Annotated in this window: 15 protein-coding genes; 7 read left to right on the top strand and 8 right to left on the bottom strand. The window is 69.4% G+C overall.

Annotated features, from left to right (window positions below):
• The first annotated feature begins 1 nt into the window (after position 1).
• Entirely contained in the window at positions 2 to 2,620 is a 2,619-nt protein-coding gene (locus IEY79_RS15295) for an FtsX-like permease family protein (RefSeq protein ID WP_189108002.1), read from the top strand.
• Between the two features lie 81 nt (positions 2,621 to 2,701).
• Here the strand turns inward: IEY79_RS15295 and IEY79_RS15290 are convergent, their stop codons facing one another.
• The gene (locus IEY79_RS15290) at positions 2,702 to 3,883 is read right to left on the bottom strand and encodes an epoxide hydrolase family protein (protein ID WP_189108001.1); all 1,182 of its coding nucleotides are present in this window, start codon (positions 3,881 to 3,883) and stop codon (positions 2,702 to 2,704) included.
• Positions 3,884 to 4,076: 193 nt separating this feature from the next.
• Here IEY79_RS15290 and IEY79_RS15285 point away from each other — a divergent pair, with 193 nt between their 5' ends.
• Positions 4,077 to 4,652: a CGNR zinc finger domain-containing protein gene (locus IEY79_RS15285; RefSeq protein WP_189108000.1), complete on the top strand. Its 576-nt coding sequence runs from the start codon at positions 4,077 to 4,079 to the stop codon at positions 4,650 to 4,652.
• A gap of 50 nt (positions 4,653 to 4,702) precedes the next feature.
• On the opposite strand, the gene IEY79_RS15280 is transcribed toward IEY79_RS15285, so the two are convergent.
• Positions 4,703 to 5,425: an alpha/beta fold hydrolase gene (locus tag IEY79_RS15280; protein ID WP_189107999.1), complete on the bottom strand. Its 723-nt coding sequence runs from the start codon at positions 5,423 to 5,425 to the stop codon at positions 4,703 to 4,705.
• A gap of 141 nt (positions 5,426 to 5,566) precedes the next feature.
• Here IEY79_RS15280 and IEY79_RS15275 point away from each other — a divergent pair, with 141 nt between their 5' ends.
• Complete coding sequence (locus IEY79_RS15275; protein ID WP_189107998.1) at positions 5,567 to 6,154, top strand: TetR/AcrR family transcriptional regulator; 588 nt, start codon at positions 5,567 to 5,569, stop codon at positions 6,152 to 6,154.
• A 47-nt stretch (positions 6,155 to 6,201) separates the two neighbouring features.
• Positions 6,202 to 6,762, top strand: coding sequence for a hypothetical protein (locus IEY79_RS15270; RefSeq protein ID WP_189107997.1), 561 nt, complete (start codon positions 6,202 to 6,204; stop codon positions 6,760 to 6,762).
• Between the two features lie 1,039 nt (positions 6,763 to 7,801).
• Here IEY79_RS15270 and IEY79_RS15265 read toward each other — a convergent pair.
• On the bottom strand, positions 7,802 to 8,320 hold the full coding sequence (locus IEY79_RS15265) for a hypothetical protein (protein WP_189107996.1): 519 nt from the start codon (positions 8,318 to 8,320) through the stop codon (positions 7,802 to 7,804).
• 767 nt (positions 8,321 to 9,087) lie between these two features.
• Between IEY79_RS15265 and IEY79_RS37365 the strand changes: the two genes are divergently transcribed.
• Positions 9,088 to 9,435, top strand: a complete 348-nt coding sequence (locus tag IEY79_RS37365) for an RRQRL motif-containing zinc-binding protein (RefSeq protein WP_229700878.1) — start codon at positions 9,088 to 9,090, stop codon at positions 9,433 to 9,435.
• 506 nt (positions 9,436 to 9,941) lie between these two features.
• On the opposite strand, the gene glnA is transcribed toward IEY79_RS37365, so the two are convergent.
• Positions 9,942 to 11,351 carry a type I glutamate--ammonia ligase gene (gene glnA / locus IEY79_RS15260; protein ID WP_189107995.1) on the bottom strand — a complete coding sequence of 470 codons (1,410 nt, stop codon included), beginning with the start codon at positions 11,349 to 11,351 and terminating at the stop codon, positions 9,942 to 9,944.
• Between the two features lie 318 nt (positions 11,352 to 11,669).
• Between glnA and IEY79_RS15255 the strand changes: the two genes are divergently transcribed.
• Positions 11,670 to 12,134 (top strand): RDD family protein, encoded by a 465-nt coding sequence (locus IEY79_RS15255; protein ID WP_189107994.1) that lies wholly within the window; start codon positions 11,670 to 11,672, stop codon positions 12,132 to 12,134.
• 139 nt (positions 12,135 to 12,273) lie between these two features.
• On the opposite strand, the gene IEY79_RS15250 is transcribed toward IEY79_RS15255, so the two are convergent.
• The 4 genes from IEY79_RS15250 to lipB all read right to left on the bottom strand — a co-directional run bounded on the left by IEY79_RS15250 (position 12,274) and on the right by lipB (position 15,609).
• Positions 12,274 to 12,972: a DUF4191 domain-containing protein gene (locus IEY79_RS15250; protein WP_189107993.1), complete on the bottom strand. Its 699-nt coding sequence runs from the start codon at positions 12,970 to 12,972 to the stop codon at positions 12,274 to 12,276.
• Positions 12,973 to 12,982: 10 nt separating this feature from the next.
• Entirely contained in the window at positions 12,983 to 13,225 is a 243-nt protein-coding gene (locus IEY79_RS15245) for an SCO2195 family GlnR-regulated protein (RefSeq protein ID WP_444544900.1), read from the bottom strand.
• A gap of 335 nt (positions 13,226 to 13,560) precedes the next feature.
• A complete protein-coding gene (gene lipA, locus IEY79_RS15240) occupies positions 13,561 to 14,526 on the bottom strand; it encodes a lipoyl synthase (RefSeq protein WP_189107992.1) in 966 nt (321 codons plus the stop codon).
• 207 nt (positions 14,527 to 14,733) lie between these two features.
• Positions 14,734 to 15,609 (bottom strand): lipoyl(octanoyl) transferase LipB, encoded by an 876-nt coding sequence (gene lipB, locus IEY79_RS15235; RefSeq protein ID WP_189107991.1) that lies wholly within the window; start codon positions 15,607 to 15,609, stop codon positions 14,734 to 14,736.
• Between the two features lie 313 nt (positions 15,610 to 15,922).
• On the opposite strand from lipB, the gene IEY79_RS15230 reads away from it, so the two are divergent.
• A complete protein-coding gene (locus IEY79_RS15230) occupies positions 15,923 to 17,521 on the top strand; it encodes an NsdA family TPR-like regulatory protein (protein ID WP_189107990.1) in 1,599 nt (532 codons plus the stop codon).
• Positions 17,522 to 17,537 lie beyond the last annotated feature (16 nt).

Here is a 17,537-nt window from a genome sequence, read left to right as displayed (position 1 = left end):
CATGTTGCGTCTCGCGGTACAGATGGCCCGGCACCGGATCAGCGCCCTGCCGGCCGTGGTGTGCGCGGTGCTCGGCGGTGCGGCCCTGATCACCGGCACGGGCGTCCTGACGGAGTCGGGACTCCGTTCCCAGCTGCCGCCCGGCCGGCTCGGCGGCGCCGACATCCTGGTGTCGGCCGACCAGACCTTCCGGGGCGGCCCGGACCTGCCGCTCGCCCTGCCGGAACGCGGCACCGTACCCGCCGAGCTGGTCGAAAAGCTGGCCCGACTGCCGGGTGTCACCGCCGCGGTGGGGGACATCGGCTTCCCCGTCGGGCTGCTCGACGCCCGTGGGCGGGCCGTGCCCGTCGGGGACCCCAGGACGGCCGGGCACAACTGGTCCTCCTTCGAGCTGCTGGACGGCGCGGACACCGGCGGCCCGGAGATGGACGGCAAGAAGCCGTCCGGTTCCGGTGAGATCGCCGTGGACAGCGACATCGCCGCCGCCTCGGGCGTGAAGCCGGGCGGTGAGGTCCGCGTGGTCGCGGCCGGCCGCGCCGCCGCCGACTACCGCGTCTCCGCGGTGATCGACGCGCCCGGCGCCGGTGTCCTCTTCGCCGACCCGACCGCCGCCCGACTGGCGGGCAGCGAAGGCGGATCCACTTCCGGGCCGAGGTCCGGGACGGTCGACATGATCGGTCTGCGTACGGAGCCGGGCACGACCGACAAGGTCGCGGCCGCCGTACGGGCCGAGCTCCGCGCTGCCGAACCCCGCGCCGGGAAGGACGCCGACGGCTCGGAGGAACTGCCCGCCCCCCAACTGGTGGTGGCCACCGGCACCGACCGCGGTGACCTCGCCGCCCCCGACGCGGTGGCCGCCCGGTCCCTCCTGATCCTGCTCTCGTCGTCGCTCGCGGGCATCATCCTGCTGATCACCGGTTTCGTCACGGCGGGCGCGCTGGGCGTCGCCATTGCCGGGCAGCGACGCGAACTGGCCCTGATGCGCGCCGTCGGCGCCACCCCGAAGCAGATCCGCCGGCTCGCCGCCGACCAGGCCACTGTCATCGCGGCCCTGGCGCTCGTACCGGGCATACCCTTCGGCTACCTGCTGGCCGGCCAGTTCCGGCGTCTGCTCGTCGACCGCGGCGTACTCCCCGAAGCACTCCCGCTGACGTACAGCCCACTTCCCGCCCTCGCCACGATTCTCCTGCTGGCGCTGGCAGTTCAGGTCTCCGCCCGGGGCGCCGCCCGGCGCACCTCCCGTATGCCCGCCACCGAGGCCGTCGCCGAGTCGCGCAGCGAACCGCGCAACCCCTCACGCCTGCGGACCGGCGCCGGCCTGCTGCTCATCGTCGCCGCGACCACCCTCTCCGTGGTGCCGCTGCTGTCACGGACCGCACTCGGCGCGACCGCGACCTCCATCGGCGGCATCATCGCGGCGATCGGGCTCGCCATGGCCGGCCCCGCCCTGGTCCGGGGTGTCAGCGGCACGCTGGCCCGGCGGCTGCCCGCCGGTGCCTCGCCCGCCACCTGGCTGGCGATGTCCAACGTCCGCGGCTACGCCATCCGTATCGCCGGAGTCGTCAGCACCCTCGCCATGGCGGTCGTCTTCACCCTGACGTACACCCTCGCCCAGACCACGGTGCTGACCGCCACCACGAACGACGTCCGCGCGGGCACCCTCGCCCAGGAACGCCTGAGCGCGCCGGGCCTCGGCGGAATCCCCGAGGGGACGCTCGCCGCCGTACGGGGCACCTCCGGCGTACGGGACGCGGCACCCGTCACCACCACCACCGTCCTCTGGCCGTACGAGCAACTGGGCGACCCCGTGGTCGAGTCGGGGTCCGCCATGGTCCTCGACCCCAGCGCGCCGGACGTGCTCGACCTCGACGTACGCTCCGGCAGCCTGGCCCGCCTCACCGGCGACACGGTCGCGGTGGGCAGCGACGTGGCCACGTCGCGCGACGCGAACGTCGGGCAGCGGATCAGCCTGATCCTGGGCGACGGCACGCGTGTCACCCCCCGGGTGGCCGCCGTCTACAGCCGTAGCCTCGGCTTCGGCCCGGTCGTCGTCTCCCGCGATCTCGCGATCGACCACACCACCACCCGTCTCGACCAGACCATCCTCATCCGCACCGACGACTCGGCGACGGCACGCGACAACCTCGCCGCCCTGGCCGCCTCCCGCCCCGGTCTCTCCCTCGAACCCGCCGACACCACCGGCGCCAGGCTGAGCGACGCGCCGCCCGAGGTCTGGGTGAACCTCGCCACCATCGCCGTACTCCTCGGCTACCTGCTCCTCTCCATCGCCAACAAGCTCACCGCCACCACGGCCCAACGCCGCACCGAGATCGCCACATTGCGGCTCAACGGCACCACCCCACGTCAGATCCGCGCCATGATGCGCCGTGAAGCCGCGCTGATCGCCGCCGCCGCACTCGTGGCCGGTCTCGCCGTCTCCGCGATCCCGCTCGCACTCCTGGGCATCGGCTTCCTCGACCACCCCTGGCCGGCGGGCCCGGTCTGGCTGCTCCCGGCCATCGCGCTCACCGTCGTGAGCATCGCTTTCCTCACGATCGAACTTCCCACCCGCCGGGCCCTGCGCACCTCACCCGCCGCCGCGCTGGCCAGCCATGAGTAGCTGGGGGCCGTCGTCGTCCGAAGTGGCAACGGCCAGGGAGGCCACCGGCCCCCTCACGTGTCCATGCCGGCGTCGGCGACGTCATGACCGATTGCCGCCGGCGGCCAGGACCGCCGTGAGGCCTCCTTGGAGATCCCTGACGAAATACCCGGGTACCTCCAGCGACGGGAAATGGCCCCCGGTCTCGGGCGACCTCCATCGGACGATCTGTCGGTACCGCTCCTGTGCCCAGGGGCGCGGACACTTCTCGATGTCGCGGGGATAGACACTGATCGCCGACGGGACGTCGACCCGGAGTTCGGGGTCGAGCGAGTTGTGGCTCTCGTAGTAGATGCGGGCTGACGATGCTCCGGTCCGCGTCAGCCAATACAGGGTGACGTCGTCGAGAACGCGGTCTCTGGAAATCGTCTCGAACGGACTGTCCTCGGTATCCGTCCACTCGGCGAACTTGTCAAGGATCCAGGCGAGAAGCCCGACCGGTGAGTCGACGAGCGAGTACCCGATGGTCTGCGGTCGGGTCGCCTGCTGCTTCGCGTACGCCGCGCGGTGGCGCCAGAAATCGCGGGTTTCCTCGGTCCATTCGCGCTCGGCCGCCGTCAGCCCGTCCGTTGTCAGCCCGGGCGGTGCCTGCGCGAGCGTGGTGTGGATGCCGAGGACGTGCGCCGGGAACCGGCCGGCGAGGACCGTGGTGATCACACCGCCCCAGTCGCCGCCGTGGGCAAGGAACTTGCCGTAGCCGAGCCTTCCCATCAGTTCCACCCAGGCTTCCGCGATCTTCTCGGTTCCCCACCCGGTGGTGGCCGGTTTGTCGCTGTAACCGAAACCTGGCAGCGAGGGGACCACGACGTGGAACGCCGGCGTGTCCGCGTCTTTCGGATCCGCCAGCTCGTCCACCACATCGATGAACTCGGCGACGCTGCCCGGCCAGCCGTGCGTCAAGAGCAGAGGAGTGGCGTTCGCGCGTGCGGACCGGCGGTGCAGGAAGTGGATTCCCAGACCGTCGATGGTCGTACGGAACTGGCCGATCCGGTTGAGGCGCGCCTCGAACGACCGCCAGTCGTACCCAGTGCGCCAGTAGTCCACGACATCCACGAGGTCGGCGAGAGGAACTCCCTGTTGCCATCGGCGAGGGCCGGGCGCGGCGCCCTGGACCGTCTCGGCTTCCGGCAGCCGCGCCGCGGCCAGACGCGCGCGCAGATCGTCGAGGTCGGCGTCGGTCGCGTGGGCTTCGAATGCCCGCACGTCGCTGGTCGGACGGTTCATGAGATGCCCCCGCCGGGGTGGGCGGACGTGGTGACAACGCCACGATCAACTCCGGCCGCGGAGCCGGTGACGCACCAGTGCGTGGACATGAGGCCTCCTGGTCATCGGGCGAACCGGCTTGCGACACGTCGGAACCGGCTAAGGCGGTTCTAACAGATCTCGACGTCGGCGAGCAACCGGCTAAGGTGGTTCCATGAGCGCTCAGTTCCCTGACTTCCGTCTCGGCAAGGTGCTTGCGACCAGCTTCACGGGGACTCTGTCGGAGCGTCGCGGCAACGCTGTGGAACGTATTCCCACGCCGAACCGGCTCGTCGACTGGCTGGCCGTGAGTGGCCTCGCCGTGGAGTCCTGCACCACCGCCCAGCTCGAACGCGCCCGGGAGCTGAGGGAGGCGATTCACGCCGCCGCGACGGCGGCCGCGCGCCGAGACCCCCTCCCCGTGTCGGCCGTCGAGCTCATCAATGAACGCAGCGCTCAGGGTCGGGCCGCGGCTGTCCTGACGCCCGAGGGCGCTCGTCGATGGCGGCTTGGCTCGACTTCCTCCGTGGAGGATGCCCTGGGCGTTGTCGCCGCCGACGCGATCAGCGTCATCGCGGGCGAACGAGACGGGAAATTGGCCCTGTGCTCATCGCCGACCTGCCAAGCGGCCTTCTTCGACACCAGCCAGAGCCGCACCCGTAAATGGTGCGACATGAACACGTGCGGAAATCGTCAGAAGAAGGCGCGCTTCAATGCCTCCAAGCGCGAGAACCCCGGATCGGCGAAGTAGCCGTCGCCCTCCGTGCGTTCAGGTGGGCCCATGGCGGGGGGGTGAACGGGTCAGGAGAGTTTGAGCAGCAGGCCGGCGAGTTCCTCCGGCATGGTGATCATGCAGTCGTGGCCGGTCGGCAATTCCCATATCTGTGCGGGAGTGCCGTTGGGCTGTATCGCGGGAACGGGGCGACGGGTAATGCCTTCCGGCTGGACGGTGCAGTGGATGTGCGTGCGTGGGATTGTGTTCGCCGCCGGGTTGTCGAGCCGGACCCGTTCCTGGAGGCAGCGCACCGGCTGATCCGACAGCATCGTGCGCAGCCAGGCGATGTCCGCCGGGTCGGTGACCCCGAACAGGCCGAAAGGCGGCGGCATCTCGGGGAGTGGCGGGACCCGCCAGGGGCTGTCGGAATTCACGGTCCGGTCGATCAGGGCCCGGGTGGCGGGTTGCGTGTCGGCCGCGCTCTCGCCGTCCCGCGGGACCATCGCGTCGAGGTAGACCAGATGCGCGATCCGGTCCGGGAGTTGGTTGGCCGCGGACGAGATGACCAGTCCGGCGTAGCTGTGGCCGACGAGTATCACGTCGGTGAGGTCTTCTTCGGTGATCAGTCCGACGATGTCGTCGACGTGGGTGTGGAGTCCCACCTCGGGACCGAGCAGGTGCACCTTGTCGCCGTAGCCGGTCAGGGACGGGTTGAGCACCCGGTGTCCGGCCGACGTCAGAGACGGGACGACGCGCTCCCAGGACTGGCCGCTGTGCCAGGCGCCGTGTACCAGCAGGTATGTGGACATGGTTCTCGCTCCGTTCGGATATGGAGTCGTTGGTTGCCGGCGTCGTGTTCTGGCATTATTAAGAAACGGGACGCCGTCCCGGTTGAAGATACGGGACAGTGTCCCGTTTGGTAAACCCGGGAGCGGGGAGATGGGAGCGCGGTGAACGAGGGCGGTCAGGACTCGGGACGGACAGCCCGGTCGGTCAAACGGGCGGACGCCCGGCGCAACGAGAAGACCCTGCTCGCCGCGGCAGCCGAGGTCTTCGTCACGTCAGGCGTGGAAGCACCGATACGCGACATCGCGACCAAGGCCGGCGTCGGGACAGCCACCATCTACCGCCACTTCCCGAGCCGGGCGGACCTCATCGTCGCCGTCTACCGCCACCAGGTCGAGGCCCTCGCGGAGGCAGGTCCCGACCTCCTCGCGACCAGCGCGACCCCCCACGCCGCGCTGGGGCGGTGGATGGACCTCTTCGTCGACTTCCTGGTCACCAAACTGGGACTCGCCGCGGTGTTGCAGTCCGACGACCCCTGCTTCGACCCCCTGCACTCCTACTTCCTCGACCGGCTCCTGCCCGTATGCACCCAACTGCTCGACACCGCGGCCGGTGCGGGGGAGATTCGCCCCGGCCAGGACGCCTACGAGCTCATGCGCGGCGTCGCCAGCCTTTGCGCGGGCGCGGGCGACAACCCCCGCTACGACTCGCGCCGCCTGGTCGCACTCCTCATCGCGGGACTGCGCGGATGACGGCACGGGGGCCGCGGGGCCCGATCCTGGCGCCTCCCCACACCCCCGTGTCCGGCCACGAGCCGTTCTCAGGTCTGGAGGCAACGCTGTTGGACTTCTGGCGGTTCGCCATGTCCGACCTTCGGACCAATACCGTGCGCGGATACCTCGCGGAATTCCTTGTCGCGCGGGCGATGGGAGCACTGGCGACCCGGGTGGAGTGGGATTCCTACGACGTGCTGAGCCCGGAGAACATCAGGATCGAGGTGAAGGCGGGCGGGTACGTCCAGGCGTGGACGCAGACACGGCCGAGCGGGAATCCGTCCTGGGACATCCCACAGACCATTCCCTTCGATCCCGAGACCGGAAAGTACCTCCCCGAGGCACAGCGCGGCTTCCAGGCCGACGTCTACGTGTTCGCGGTCCACGAAGCCCGTACACACGCCGATTACGAAGCACTCAACCTGGCTCAGTGGACGTTCCACGTCTTGGACCGAGCTCAGATCGAGGCCATGCCCCGGGGAGTTCGGAACCAGGCACTGGCTACGTTTCAGCGTGTTCGCGAGGCTGCCCGCGGGGTTGCCTACGAGGCATTGCCCGCGGAAGTGCGAAAGTCCGCAGAGAGCTGAGACGGCTGGCTCGGCGGAAGCGGAAGGACTCCAGGTCAGCAAGCCTCAGGTCACTGACCTTGGGCTTCCTCAGATCCGACTCAGCCTCGGTTCGTGAGGCCATGAGGAACACCGCGTGAGTCAAGAAGTGCGGACAACCTGGCGGCTTGGCGCTCGGCCGTTCCTGGCGGATTCCGACGATGCCGAAGGGCGTCGTAAGACAAGAGGAACAACCAAAGGAGTGCCAGCAGCCTGCGGCATTCCGGCAGTCGCGCGCGTTCCGCGTCGCTCAGGTCGAACAGATCGAGGAACGCCTCCACATCGAGAGGCGGGCCGACCCAACTGGCCACGTGTTCCGTGATCTCAGCCAGCTCGAAGGGCGGTCGCTGAGTCCAGAGTCCTCAAAGTCGGCGACCCGCACACGAGAGCCGTCCCGCAGCGGCTCGCCCGGCAGGAGCGACATCACCACCGCCTACTCCGCCGCGATGTCGGCGCTTTGAGGGGCGGGAGCCAAGCCCGGACTGCGGGAGGCCCTTGAGGTGGCCGACCGACAGCTGGCGAGTCGGATCCCGGAGCACCAGTGGGAGGGCCCGAACCGCGCCTGGTACGAAGACCCGTTCCGCCATCCGTCGCTACGGCTGCCTGAGTACGTCCGGCGACAGAACGCGATTCTTGACGGCGCCGATCTCCCCGGCTGCCCCGCCTGCGGGGACGAGAGACCGCCGGTGTCGAACTCGACCGGGCACGGCTCGGTGGAGCTGTGCCGTGGGTGTGCGTGGGTGCTGGCGCCATGTCCGTGTGGGCAGTGGCACCGGTTCGTCCCAGAGACCCCGTTCAACTGGGAGGGAATCTGGCGGCGGGCGCACATGAGCGATGACGGCATGCCGAATCCACATTCGCCTGCGGGCTAGCCGGTTGGATTCGGCACTGGGGGCTTGAGTGTGGTTGATCGGCGGTGACGCGCGCTCTCCAGGTCGTTGCCCGCCGCGCAGGTGATCGTTGCCCGGAGCTCCTCGTAGCGAAGAGATATCGCGGATGGTGCTGGTAGGCCGCAGGCTGGTCACCACACGTCGATGGACCAGACGTCGCCCCTCTGATGTCCGTTTGGATCAGGGTCGCCTGACCCGTACGGGTCAGGGGCAGCGACGACGTGGATGCGGGCGGCGGACGCGGATACGCGGTAGTAGTCCATGTCACTCGACGTGTTGTGCTTGTCGAGTTCGATGGTGTGGCCCAGGACCAGGATGGCGGTCTGCAGTTCCTTGAAGGGGACTCTGGGTGCGAATTCCCCGTATTCCCGCGAGAGCGGGGACGGCACGGTGCTCGGGGACTGGTCGTACAGCAGTCGTTGGATCTTCACGCCGAAGCCGAAGCACGACATCTGCCCTTGCCTCCCTGGCTGGTCCGGCGAGAAGTTGATTTCCACGAGTCCGTAGTCCCGCCGCAGTAGGCCATCACCGGGAACATCGAGGCATGTCGCCTCCAGGGCGGCTTCCCAGGCTTCCGGGTCGGCACCGAGGCCGACTCCCAGGACCTCACCGCAAACGGCGACGTGAGCGTAGAAGTCCAAAGCGGACACCCGCCAACTCCCTCAACTATCCGGACAGGGCACCACTTGCTGATCTCCGCACAGGACAGGCGGACCAGCGCCCAGCATTCGGTGATCGTACAGAGCAGCCAGTCAGGGCAGTCGCCGGGTGGCTTTGCTGAAGGCGACCGCCGATCGGCCGGCGCACTACGCCGGCACGGCAGGCGCGGCGGGTCGTCGATCGTCCAGCCGTAGGGATCTCCAACTTCTCAACGCTCCGCGACCGCATAGGCATCAACTTCACCCAACTGCGACAGGCCTGGTTCCTGGACGAAGCGCGGGAGACCGCCGCCCCAGTCAGCTAGTGGCGAACTGACCGGGATCGTTAAGGCCTGAGCTTGTTCAGCTGAGGATCGAAGCAGACCAGGCCCATGGACCGCGCAAGGTCGGCCGCGAAGCCGGACGCCTCCTCCGCCATGCTCCAGCGCATCGGAAAGTAGATCAGTGAGCCACGGGCCTCGCCGATCAATGGACCAGTTGACACGGCGAGGTGTCGTCGTCGTCTTCGGTGAGGTCGCACCAGCGCTCAAGGAGTCCAGCAACGTATTCCCTGATGCGCTCGGTCGGAGGCTCGTCAGTCCGTCTCTATGAGGCGGTCGTATTGAAGACTCGTCCAGCGGTCTTGTCGTCCGCTGGACGTGGGCCTTCCCATACGGCCAAGTCGTAACTCATCCCGGCGAGGCTTTCACAGAGCACTGACACCACCTGAGCCGGGCGAACCCGCTTGCCTCCACGGGTGTTGCCCATCCACCGCCAGCGTGTTCCGGATCCGGTGGCTTTCAGATTCTGCGAACCCGCTGGTTTCTACCTTCCCCTGGAAGTACGCCACGGCCGGATACGCCACACGCCGTCAGCTACGGGCGCGCGGTCTGCGCCCGGCGCGCAGCCGGTCGCCGCACACCGGAGTAGCGGTCGCCCACCTGTACCGCATCGACCACGCCAAGCCCGTCCGGCCGATGACGCCGGGCCTGGCCGCTAGGCTCGCCAAGGCGGTACTGGCGCGCCGTACCTGTCCCAACTGCCGTACCGACGCCGTGTACTGCATCCCACCGTCGCCAGGCATGTGCGTGCCCTGCGCCTACCCGCCAGAAGAACTGGGGGGCTAGAGGCCGTCCAGCACACGGGCGAACAGCGACGTCGTGCGGAATTTGACCTGGTGCCACCGAGTGCAGAACCGCCGGGGCAGCCACCACCCGCGTGGTGCTACCGGCCGCATGCACCACGGGCAGACCAGCGCCCCCCTGCCCAACCTCAACTTCCCGCCCATGCCGCGACCTTAGCGGCACACCACATGAAGGGTTTCGCCAAGCGCGGGGCCCGGACGGCGGGCCTACCAAAGCGCCGTCCGGACGGTCGGGTACGACTCCGCACGAGTATGCCTAGGCCGACCAAGGCGATGATCGAAGCTGCGTCCATCCGGTGAGAGTGGGCGGGTTTTTGACATAAACCTAGGCAAATTCCTCTCCTTGTCTCGACATCAGCCTGGCCGAGGAGGCGCGCCAACTGCAAAACGACGAGGGCCGCCGGCCGTGCTCCTCGGTGACTGAGGAACACGGCCGACGGCCCACAGACGGCCCAGGCGAGCGGAAACCCGCTCTGACCTGCGGCCCTCCTAGATGTCGAAGTACAGCTCGAACTCGTGCGGGTGCGGGCGGAGTTGGATCGGGGCGATTTCGTTCGTGCGCTTGTAGTCGATCCACGTCTCGATCAGGTCCGACGTGAACACGCCGCCCGCCTGGAGGTACTCGTTGTCCGCCTCCAGGGCGTCGAGGACCGCCGGGAGGGAGGTGGGGACCTGGGCCACGTCCGCGTGCTCCTCCGGAGCCAGTTCGTAGAGGTCCTTGTCGATCGGCTCCGCCGGCTCGATCTTGTTCTTGATGCCGTCGAGGCCCGCGAGGAGCAGGGCCGAGAAGGCCAGGTACGGGTTGGACGACGGGTCCGGGGCGCGGAATTCGACGCGCTTGGCCTTCGGGTTGGAGCCCGTGATCGGGATGCGCATCGCGGCCGAGCGGTTGCGCTGCGAGTAGACCAGGTTGACCGGGGCCTCGAAGCCTGGGACCAGGCGGTGGTACGAGTTCACCGTCGGGTTCGTGAACGCCAGCAGCGACGGGGCGTGCCGGAGGATACCGCCGATGTAGTAACGGGCGGTGTCCGACAGGCCCGCGTAACCCTGCTCGTCGTAGAAGAGCGGGTCGCCGCCGGCCCACAGGGACTGGTGGACGTGCATGCCGGAGCCGTTGTCGCCGAAGATCGGCTTGGGCATGAAGGTCGCGGTCTTGTTGTTGCGCCAGGCGACGTTCTTCACGATGTACTTGAAGAGCATCAGGTCGTCGGCCGCGGCCAGCAGCGTGTTGAACTTGTAATTGATCTCGGCCTGACCGGCGGTGCCGACCTCGTGGTGCTGGCGCTCGACCTCGATGCCGACGCCGTCCAGTGCCAGGGAGATCTCCGCGCGCAGGTCGGCGAAGTGGTCGACCGGCGGGGTCGGGAAGTAGCCGCCCTTGTAACGGACCTTGTATCCGCGGTTGTCCTCGGTCGAGCCCGTGTTCCAGGCGCCGGCCTCGGAGTCCACGTGGTAGAAGCTCTCGTTCGACGTCGTGTTGAAGCGCACGCTGTCGAAGACGTAGAACTCGGCCTCGGGGCCGAAGTACGCGGTGTCCGCGATGCCGGTGGAGGCGAGGTACGTCTCGGCCTTCTTGGCGATGTTGCGCGGGTCGCGGCTGTACTGCTCACCGGTGATCGGGTCGTGGATGAAGAAGTTGATGTTCACCGTCTTGTCGCGACGGAAGGGATCCACGCGAGCGGTCGACAGGTCCGCGCGAAGCGCCATGTCCGACTCGTGGATCGCCTGGAAACCGCGGATCGACGAGCCGTCGAAGGCCAGCTCGTCATCCGGGTCGAACGCCTTCGCCGGGATCGTGAAGTGCTGCATCACGCCAGGCAGGTCGCAGAACCGGACGTCTACGAACTTCACGTCCTCGTCCGCGATGAACTTCCTGGCGTCGTCGGCGTTCTGGAACATCCAGCTCCTCCTCCTCCCGTCCCCGGGGAGGGGCGGGGGTTTATCGCTACTGGTCGTGCGGCCAGTGCGGTGGCACACGCAGGACCCGACCATAGGTATGCGGGATTTCTCAAGCATGACCCATTTGTTTCGCCGAAGTTAACCGGCCCGGGTGTGCCGCGTTCCACAGACGGGCCACGGCGGCCTGAAACCGCCATACGGTCTGCGCCACGCGACGGGGCGATTCGCCCCCGCACCTCTTGTCTCCCCTGTACCCCGTGTCCCCGTCCCGTACCCCCGGGGCCCGGTGTGCGGACGGTCGCGCAGTACCGTGGTCGGGTGGACAACAGGCAAGCAATCGGATCGTGGCTCTCCGGGCCGCGCGCGACGGCCGAGGAGATGGGCACGGACTTCGGGTACCGGGGCGAGCGCCTCGGTCTGCCGAAGGAGGGCCCCGGTTCCGCCGCCCCCGTCGGGCGGCGTTTCGGCGCGCTCTTCCTCGACTGGGCGCTGTGCATGCTGATCGCGTACGGGCTCTTCGCCCGCGACGCCCAGACCGCCTCCAACTACGCGCTCGGCGTTCTCCTCGTCCTGAACATCGTCACCGTCGGGACCGTCGGCTGCACCCCCGGGAAGCGACTCTTCGGGCTCCGGGTCATCTCCGAGGGCCGCGGGCGGCTCGGCTTCGGGTGGGCCCTGGTCCGCAGCGCGCTTCTCTGCCTCGCCCTGCCCGCCCTCATCTGGGACCGCGACGGGCGCGGCCTGCACGACCGGCTCGGCCGCGCCGTCCAGGTCAGGATCTGACGCGCAGGATCTGACGCGCCGGATCCGGCGCAGGAGTCACGGCGGGAGTCGTGGAGACACCGGAGTCATAGGAGAGGGCGGCGAAGGAACTCACGTTCCTTCGCCGCCCTCCATGTGTCCGAAGACCGGAGATCTCCGGTCAGCGCATCTTTCCGCCCCGCGGCATCCTCATGCCCTTCGGCATCGGGCCCTTCGGGAGCGGCATGTTGCTCATCAGGTCGCCCATCGCCCGCAGTCGGTCGTTGGCCGCCGTCACCTGCGGGCCGGAGAGCACCCGAGGCAGCTTGAGCATCGTCGTGCGGACCTTCTTCAGCGGCACCTGGCCCTCGCCGTCGCCGACGATGATGTCGTGCACCGGCACATCGATGACGATGCGTGCCATCTTCTTCTTCTCGGCCGCCAGCAGGCTCTTCAACCGGTTCGGGTTGCCCTCGGCCACCAGGACGATGCCGGCCTTGCCGACCGCGCGGTGGATCACGTCCTGGCTGCGGTTCATCGCGACAGCGGGGGTGGTGGACCAGCCGCGGCCCACGTTCTCCAGCACGGCCGCCGCCGCTCCCGGCTGGCCCTCCATCTGCCCGAAGGCAGCACGCTCGGCGCGGCGTCCGAAGACGATCGCCATCGCGAGGAAGGCCAGAATGAAGCCCAGGATGCCCAGGTAAATGGGGTGACCGACCAGAAAGCCGATCGCGAGGAGGACGCCGAAGGTGACGATGCCCACGCCCGCGACGACGAGGCCGACCTTCTTGTCGACCCGTCGGGTCATCTTGTAGGTAAGGGCGATCTGCTTCAGTCGCCCAGTTTCCGCCGCAGTGTCTGCGTTTTCCTTCCTCGCCATGAACCGAAGTTTACGTGGCTCGGGAAGTGCGGCCCGACACGGCCTCCAGTACGTGCTGCGCCTCGACCCGGTCCTTGGCCCTGCGGCGGTCTTCGAGGACGGCCGTCCAGGCATTCCTGCGGGCTGTGCGCTGGCCGCCGCTCATGAGGAGCGACTCCACGGCGCGCAGGGCGTTGGAGACGGAGGGCAGGGCGTTGGGGCGGCTGGCTGCCGCCATCACCTCGGTGACGGGTCGTACCGGCGCGGCCTGCATGGTGGCTGTTCCCCCTTGGAACGAGTGCGAGTGCGAGTGCGGGTGGCGATGCGGGGTGCGGGTTCGGCCCCGGGGGCGGGGTACGGAGTGCGAACCGGAATGGCGCGGTGCGTAATAAAGAGGATTACCTCTTGGTGTTACCAGTGCGTGACCAAGCGGTCAAACGGCCGTGAATGTCCGAAGCCGTACCTCCGAACGGCGCCGCGGCCCGTATCCGACCCCTTACCTGCGGGGAGAGTACGGGCCGCGGCGGTGCGGCCGTTACTGTTAAGTAGCCGCTTGTGCTCGGATTCACACAGCGGGCGCGCGCAAGCGCTCGGCGGAAGGCGCCGGATTCACACCGCCTGGCGGACAGAGTCCGCGCCGCGGCGCTCCGTCGCCTGCTGGAAGAGCCGTCCGGCGCGGTAGGAGGACCGGACCAGCGGTCCCGACATCACACCGGAGTAGCCGATCGCGTCGGCCTCGTCCTTCAGCTCCACGAACTCGTGCGGCTTCACCCAGCGTTCGACGGGGTGGTGACGCGCGGAGGGCCGCAGATACTGGGTGATCGTGATCAGCTCGCAGCCCGCGTCGTGCAGGTCGCGCAGCGCGTCGCTGACCTCTTCGCGGGTCTCGCCCATGCCGAGGATCAGATTGGACTTGGTGATCAGACCGGCCTCGCGGGCCCGGGTGATGACGTCGAGGGAGCGCTCGTAGCGGAATCCGGGACGGATCCGCTTGAAGATCCGCGGGACCGTCTCGACGTTGTGCGCGAGCACCTCGGGGCGCGAGGAGAAGACCTCGGCCAGCTGCTCGGGCTCGGCGTTGAAGTCGGGGATGAGGAGTTCGACCTTCGTACGGCCGGCCGGGCGCTCCGCGGTCTGCCCGTGGATCTGGCGCACGGTCTCCGCGTACAGCCACGCGCCGCCGTCCTCCAGGTCGTCGCGTGCGACGCCGGTGATCGTGGCGTAGTTCAGGTCCATCGTGACGACGGACTCGCCGACCCGGCGGGGCTCGTCGCGGTCCAGCGCCTGGGGCTTGCCGGTGTCGATCTGGCAGAAGTCACAGCGCCGCGTGCACTGGTCGCCGCCGATGAGGAAGGTCGCCTCGCGGTCCTCCCAGCACTCGTAGATGTTGGGACAACCGGCCTCCTGGCACACGGTGTGCAGGCCCTCGCTCTTCACGAGCTGCTGCATCTTGGTGTACTCGGGCCCCATCTTCGCCCGGGTCTTGATCCACTCGGGCTTGCGCTCGATGGGGGTCTGGCTGTTCCGGACCTCCAGGCGCAGCATCTTGCGTCCGTCGGGTGCGACAGCGGACACGTCCGGCACCTCTCTCTGCTGGCGCGGCATTCGAATCTTCGGCGAACACCAGAGTACGCCCGTTGATTGCTTGGTACTGCGGGGCCATGGCGTCGCATGGCGTTGGCTGGCGTCGTACGGCGTTGACTGGCGTAGGGGCAACCCGGGGTCGGCGAGGGGCATTCCCCCAGGGAGGTGCCGGGCGGTGGCGGTCCCGGCGGTGGCGGGTCAGGCGCGTGCCGGCTGCCCGACCGGGTCGGCGGCCGTCGTGGACTTGGCCTCGGCCGGGGACTTGGCGCCGGTCCTGAGAGCCGCCTCCGCCTCGATGTCGCGCGGCTTCGGCTCCGCCTGCTCCAGCACGTTCCGCAGGTGGTGTTCGACCACGGGAAGCACCTCGGCGACGGTGAGGTCGTGGCCCAGTTCGTACGAGAGCGAGGTCACGCCCGCGTCCCGGATGCCGCACGGCACGATCTTGTCGAACCAGGTGTTGTCCGGGTTCACGTTCATCGAGAAGCCGTGCATCGTGACGCCCTTCGCGACCCGGATGCCGATCTGGGCGAGCTTGCGGTCCTCGCGGCGCTGGCCCGCGTTGGAGGGGGCGTACTCCGGCCCGTTCAGCCGGGGGTCGAACTCCCCGTCGGTCATCCGGGGATCGAAGTCCAGCGACAGACCGCCCAGGGCCCGGCGCTCCTCCACCGGATCGCCGAGCACCCATACGCCGCTGCGGCCCTCGACGCGCGTCGTCCGCACGCCGAAGTCGGTCGCCGTACGGATCAGCGCCTCCTCCAGGCGGCGTACGTGCGCCACCACGTCCACGGGGCGCGGCAGCTTCAGGATCGGATAGCCGACGAGCTGCCCGGGGCCGTGCCAGGTGATCTTGCCGCCGCGGTCTACGTCCACGACAGGAGTGCCGTCCAGCGGGCGTTCACTGTCCTCGGTACGCCGCCCCGCCGTGTAGACGGGCGGATGTTCGAGCAGCAGACAGGTGTCGGGGATCTCGTCCGCGTAGCGCGCCGCGTGGACCTCGCGCTGCTTCTCCCACGCCTCCAGGTACTCGACGGCGTCGCCGCCGAAGCCCAGATGGACGAACCGCAGCTCACTCACGGCATTGCCTCCTTCGTCTGCGCCCGGTATCCGGGGGGTGTGATCCGGGGGTGTCCCCGCGACAACCGGGCACGTGCACATATCGCGCCTCAGCCACTGTACGGCCGCGTTCCGCGGAGTGGTCCGGCAGGCCCGCGGGGGCCAGGAGGCCGTACAGGACCGGTGGGTGCGGTACGTCAGCTAAGCCCGCAATCCTCACACGATCGGATGAATGTGGGACGAAGGTGACGGTGCGGGCAGCTCCGACCGCTAAATTCGCGCCGTTCCATGAGGGCTGCTCCCGGGGCCCGGAAGGCAGGAGACCGTACAGCTGATGTCGGAACGACCTCCGCAGCGCATCCCCAACCGCCAGCTCGCCGCGCTCATCGCAGAAGCCGGTTTCTCCAACGCGGGTCTCGCCCGCCGGGTGGACCAGCTCGGGCTGGAACACGGCCTCGATCTGCGGTACGACAAGACATCCGTGACGCGGTGGCTGCGCGGCCAGCAGCCACGCGGCACCACGCCCGCACTGATCGCCGAGGTCTTCACGCGCCGCCTCGGCCGGCGCCTCTCCGCGCAGGACCTGGGGCTGGACGCCTGCGCGCCCGTGTACGCGGGGCTCGAGTTCGCGGCGACGCCCGAGGAGGCCGTCGACATCGTCAGCGGACTCTGGCGCAAGGACTCGGGCAGCCACGCGGAGCTGCGGAAGATCGCGTTCACCGCGGCGGGGCTCGTCGTCCCGAGCCGCGACTGGCTGATCGGCCGCGCGGACGAGCGGGTCGGACACGACGGGTCGGGCGCGCCGGAGGCCGCCGGACCGGGTCAGGTGCCCGGCCACCAACTGGCGGCGGCCGGGGGCGCGGGCGCGCCCTCGTACGGGACGTCGCCCTCCTACGGAGGCGGCGGCGGGGGCACGGGCCGCCCGGGGGACGGCAAGGGCACCCGAGTGCCCCTCCAGGGCCGCTCCACCGTGCCGCGTCAGGCCGCCCCCGGAGTCCTGCCGGCCCGGCAGACGGACCGCGTCGCCGGGCAGCGGGTGGGCAGCGGCGACGTCGCCGCCCTCCGGTCCGTCGGCGAGCTGTTCCGCACCCTGGACCAGGCGTACGGCGGCGGCCACGCCCGCCAGGCCCTCGTCCGGTATCTGGAGCACGAGTGCGAGCCGATGCTGCGCGGCGTGTACGGCGAGTCCACCGGGCGACGGCTGTTCGCCGCCGCGGCCGACCTGACCAGGCTGGCCGGCTGGACCTCGTACGACATCGCCGCGCACGGACTCGCCCAGCGCTACTTCGTACAGGCGCTGCGGCTGTCCCAGGCGGCGGGCGACCGGGCGTACGGCTCGTTCGTCCTGATCACCATGAGCCGCCAGGCCGTCTACCTCGGACACGGCCGGGAGGCGGTCCAGCTCGCCCGCGTCGCCCAGCAGGGCGTCGGTTCGTCCGCGCCGCCCGTGGTGCAGGCGCTGCTGCACTCCGTGGAGGCGCGCGGGCACGCCGTGCTCACCGAGGCGCGGGCCTGCACCGCCTCGCTCGCGCGGGCCGAGCGCGCCCTGGAGTCGGCGCGGCCCGGCGACGAGGTGCCGCACTGGGCGAGCACCTTCGACGAAGGGCAGCTCGCCGACGAGTTCGGGCACTGCTACCGGGATCTCCAGCAGTACCGCGCCTCCGTCCAGCACGCCGAGCGCTCACTCCAGCTACGGTCGCCCGCGTTCGCGCGCAGCCGGCTCTTCTGCCGGGTGGTGCTGGCCTGCGGCCGCCTCGGGCTCGGCGAGCTGGACCAGGCGTGCGCCCTGGGAGCGGAGGCGGCGCAGCAGGCGACGGAGATCCGGTCCGCGCGCGCGGTGGACTACGTACGGGACTTCGAACGGCGGCTGGAGCCGTACCGGGAAGCGGCCGCGGTACGCAACTACCGTGACCGGATCGCGGCGTTCGGCTGAGCGGGGCGCCGTTCCC

This window comes from Streptomyces camponoticapitis (assembly GCF_014646115.1).
Taxonomy (GTDB): Bacteria; Actinomycetota; Actinomycetes; order Streptomycetales; family Streptomycetaceae; genus Streptomyces; species Streptomyces camponoticapitis.
Note: the sequence above shows the minus strand (reverse complement) of the source record. Positions and strands in the feature narration are given on the sequence as shown.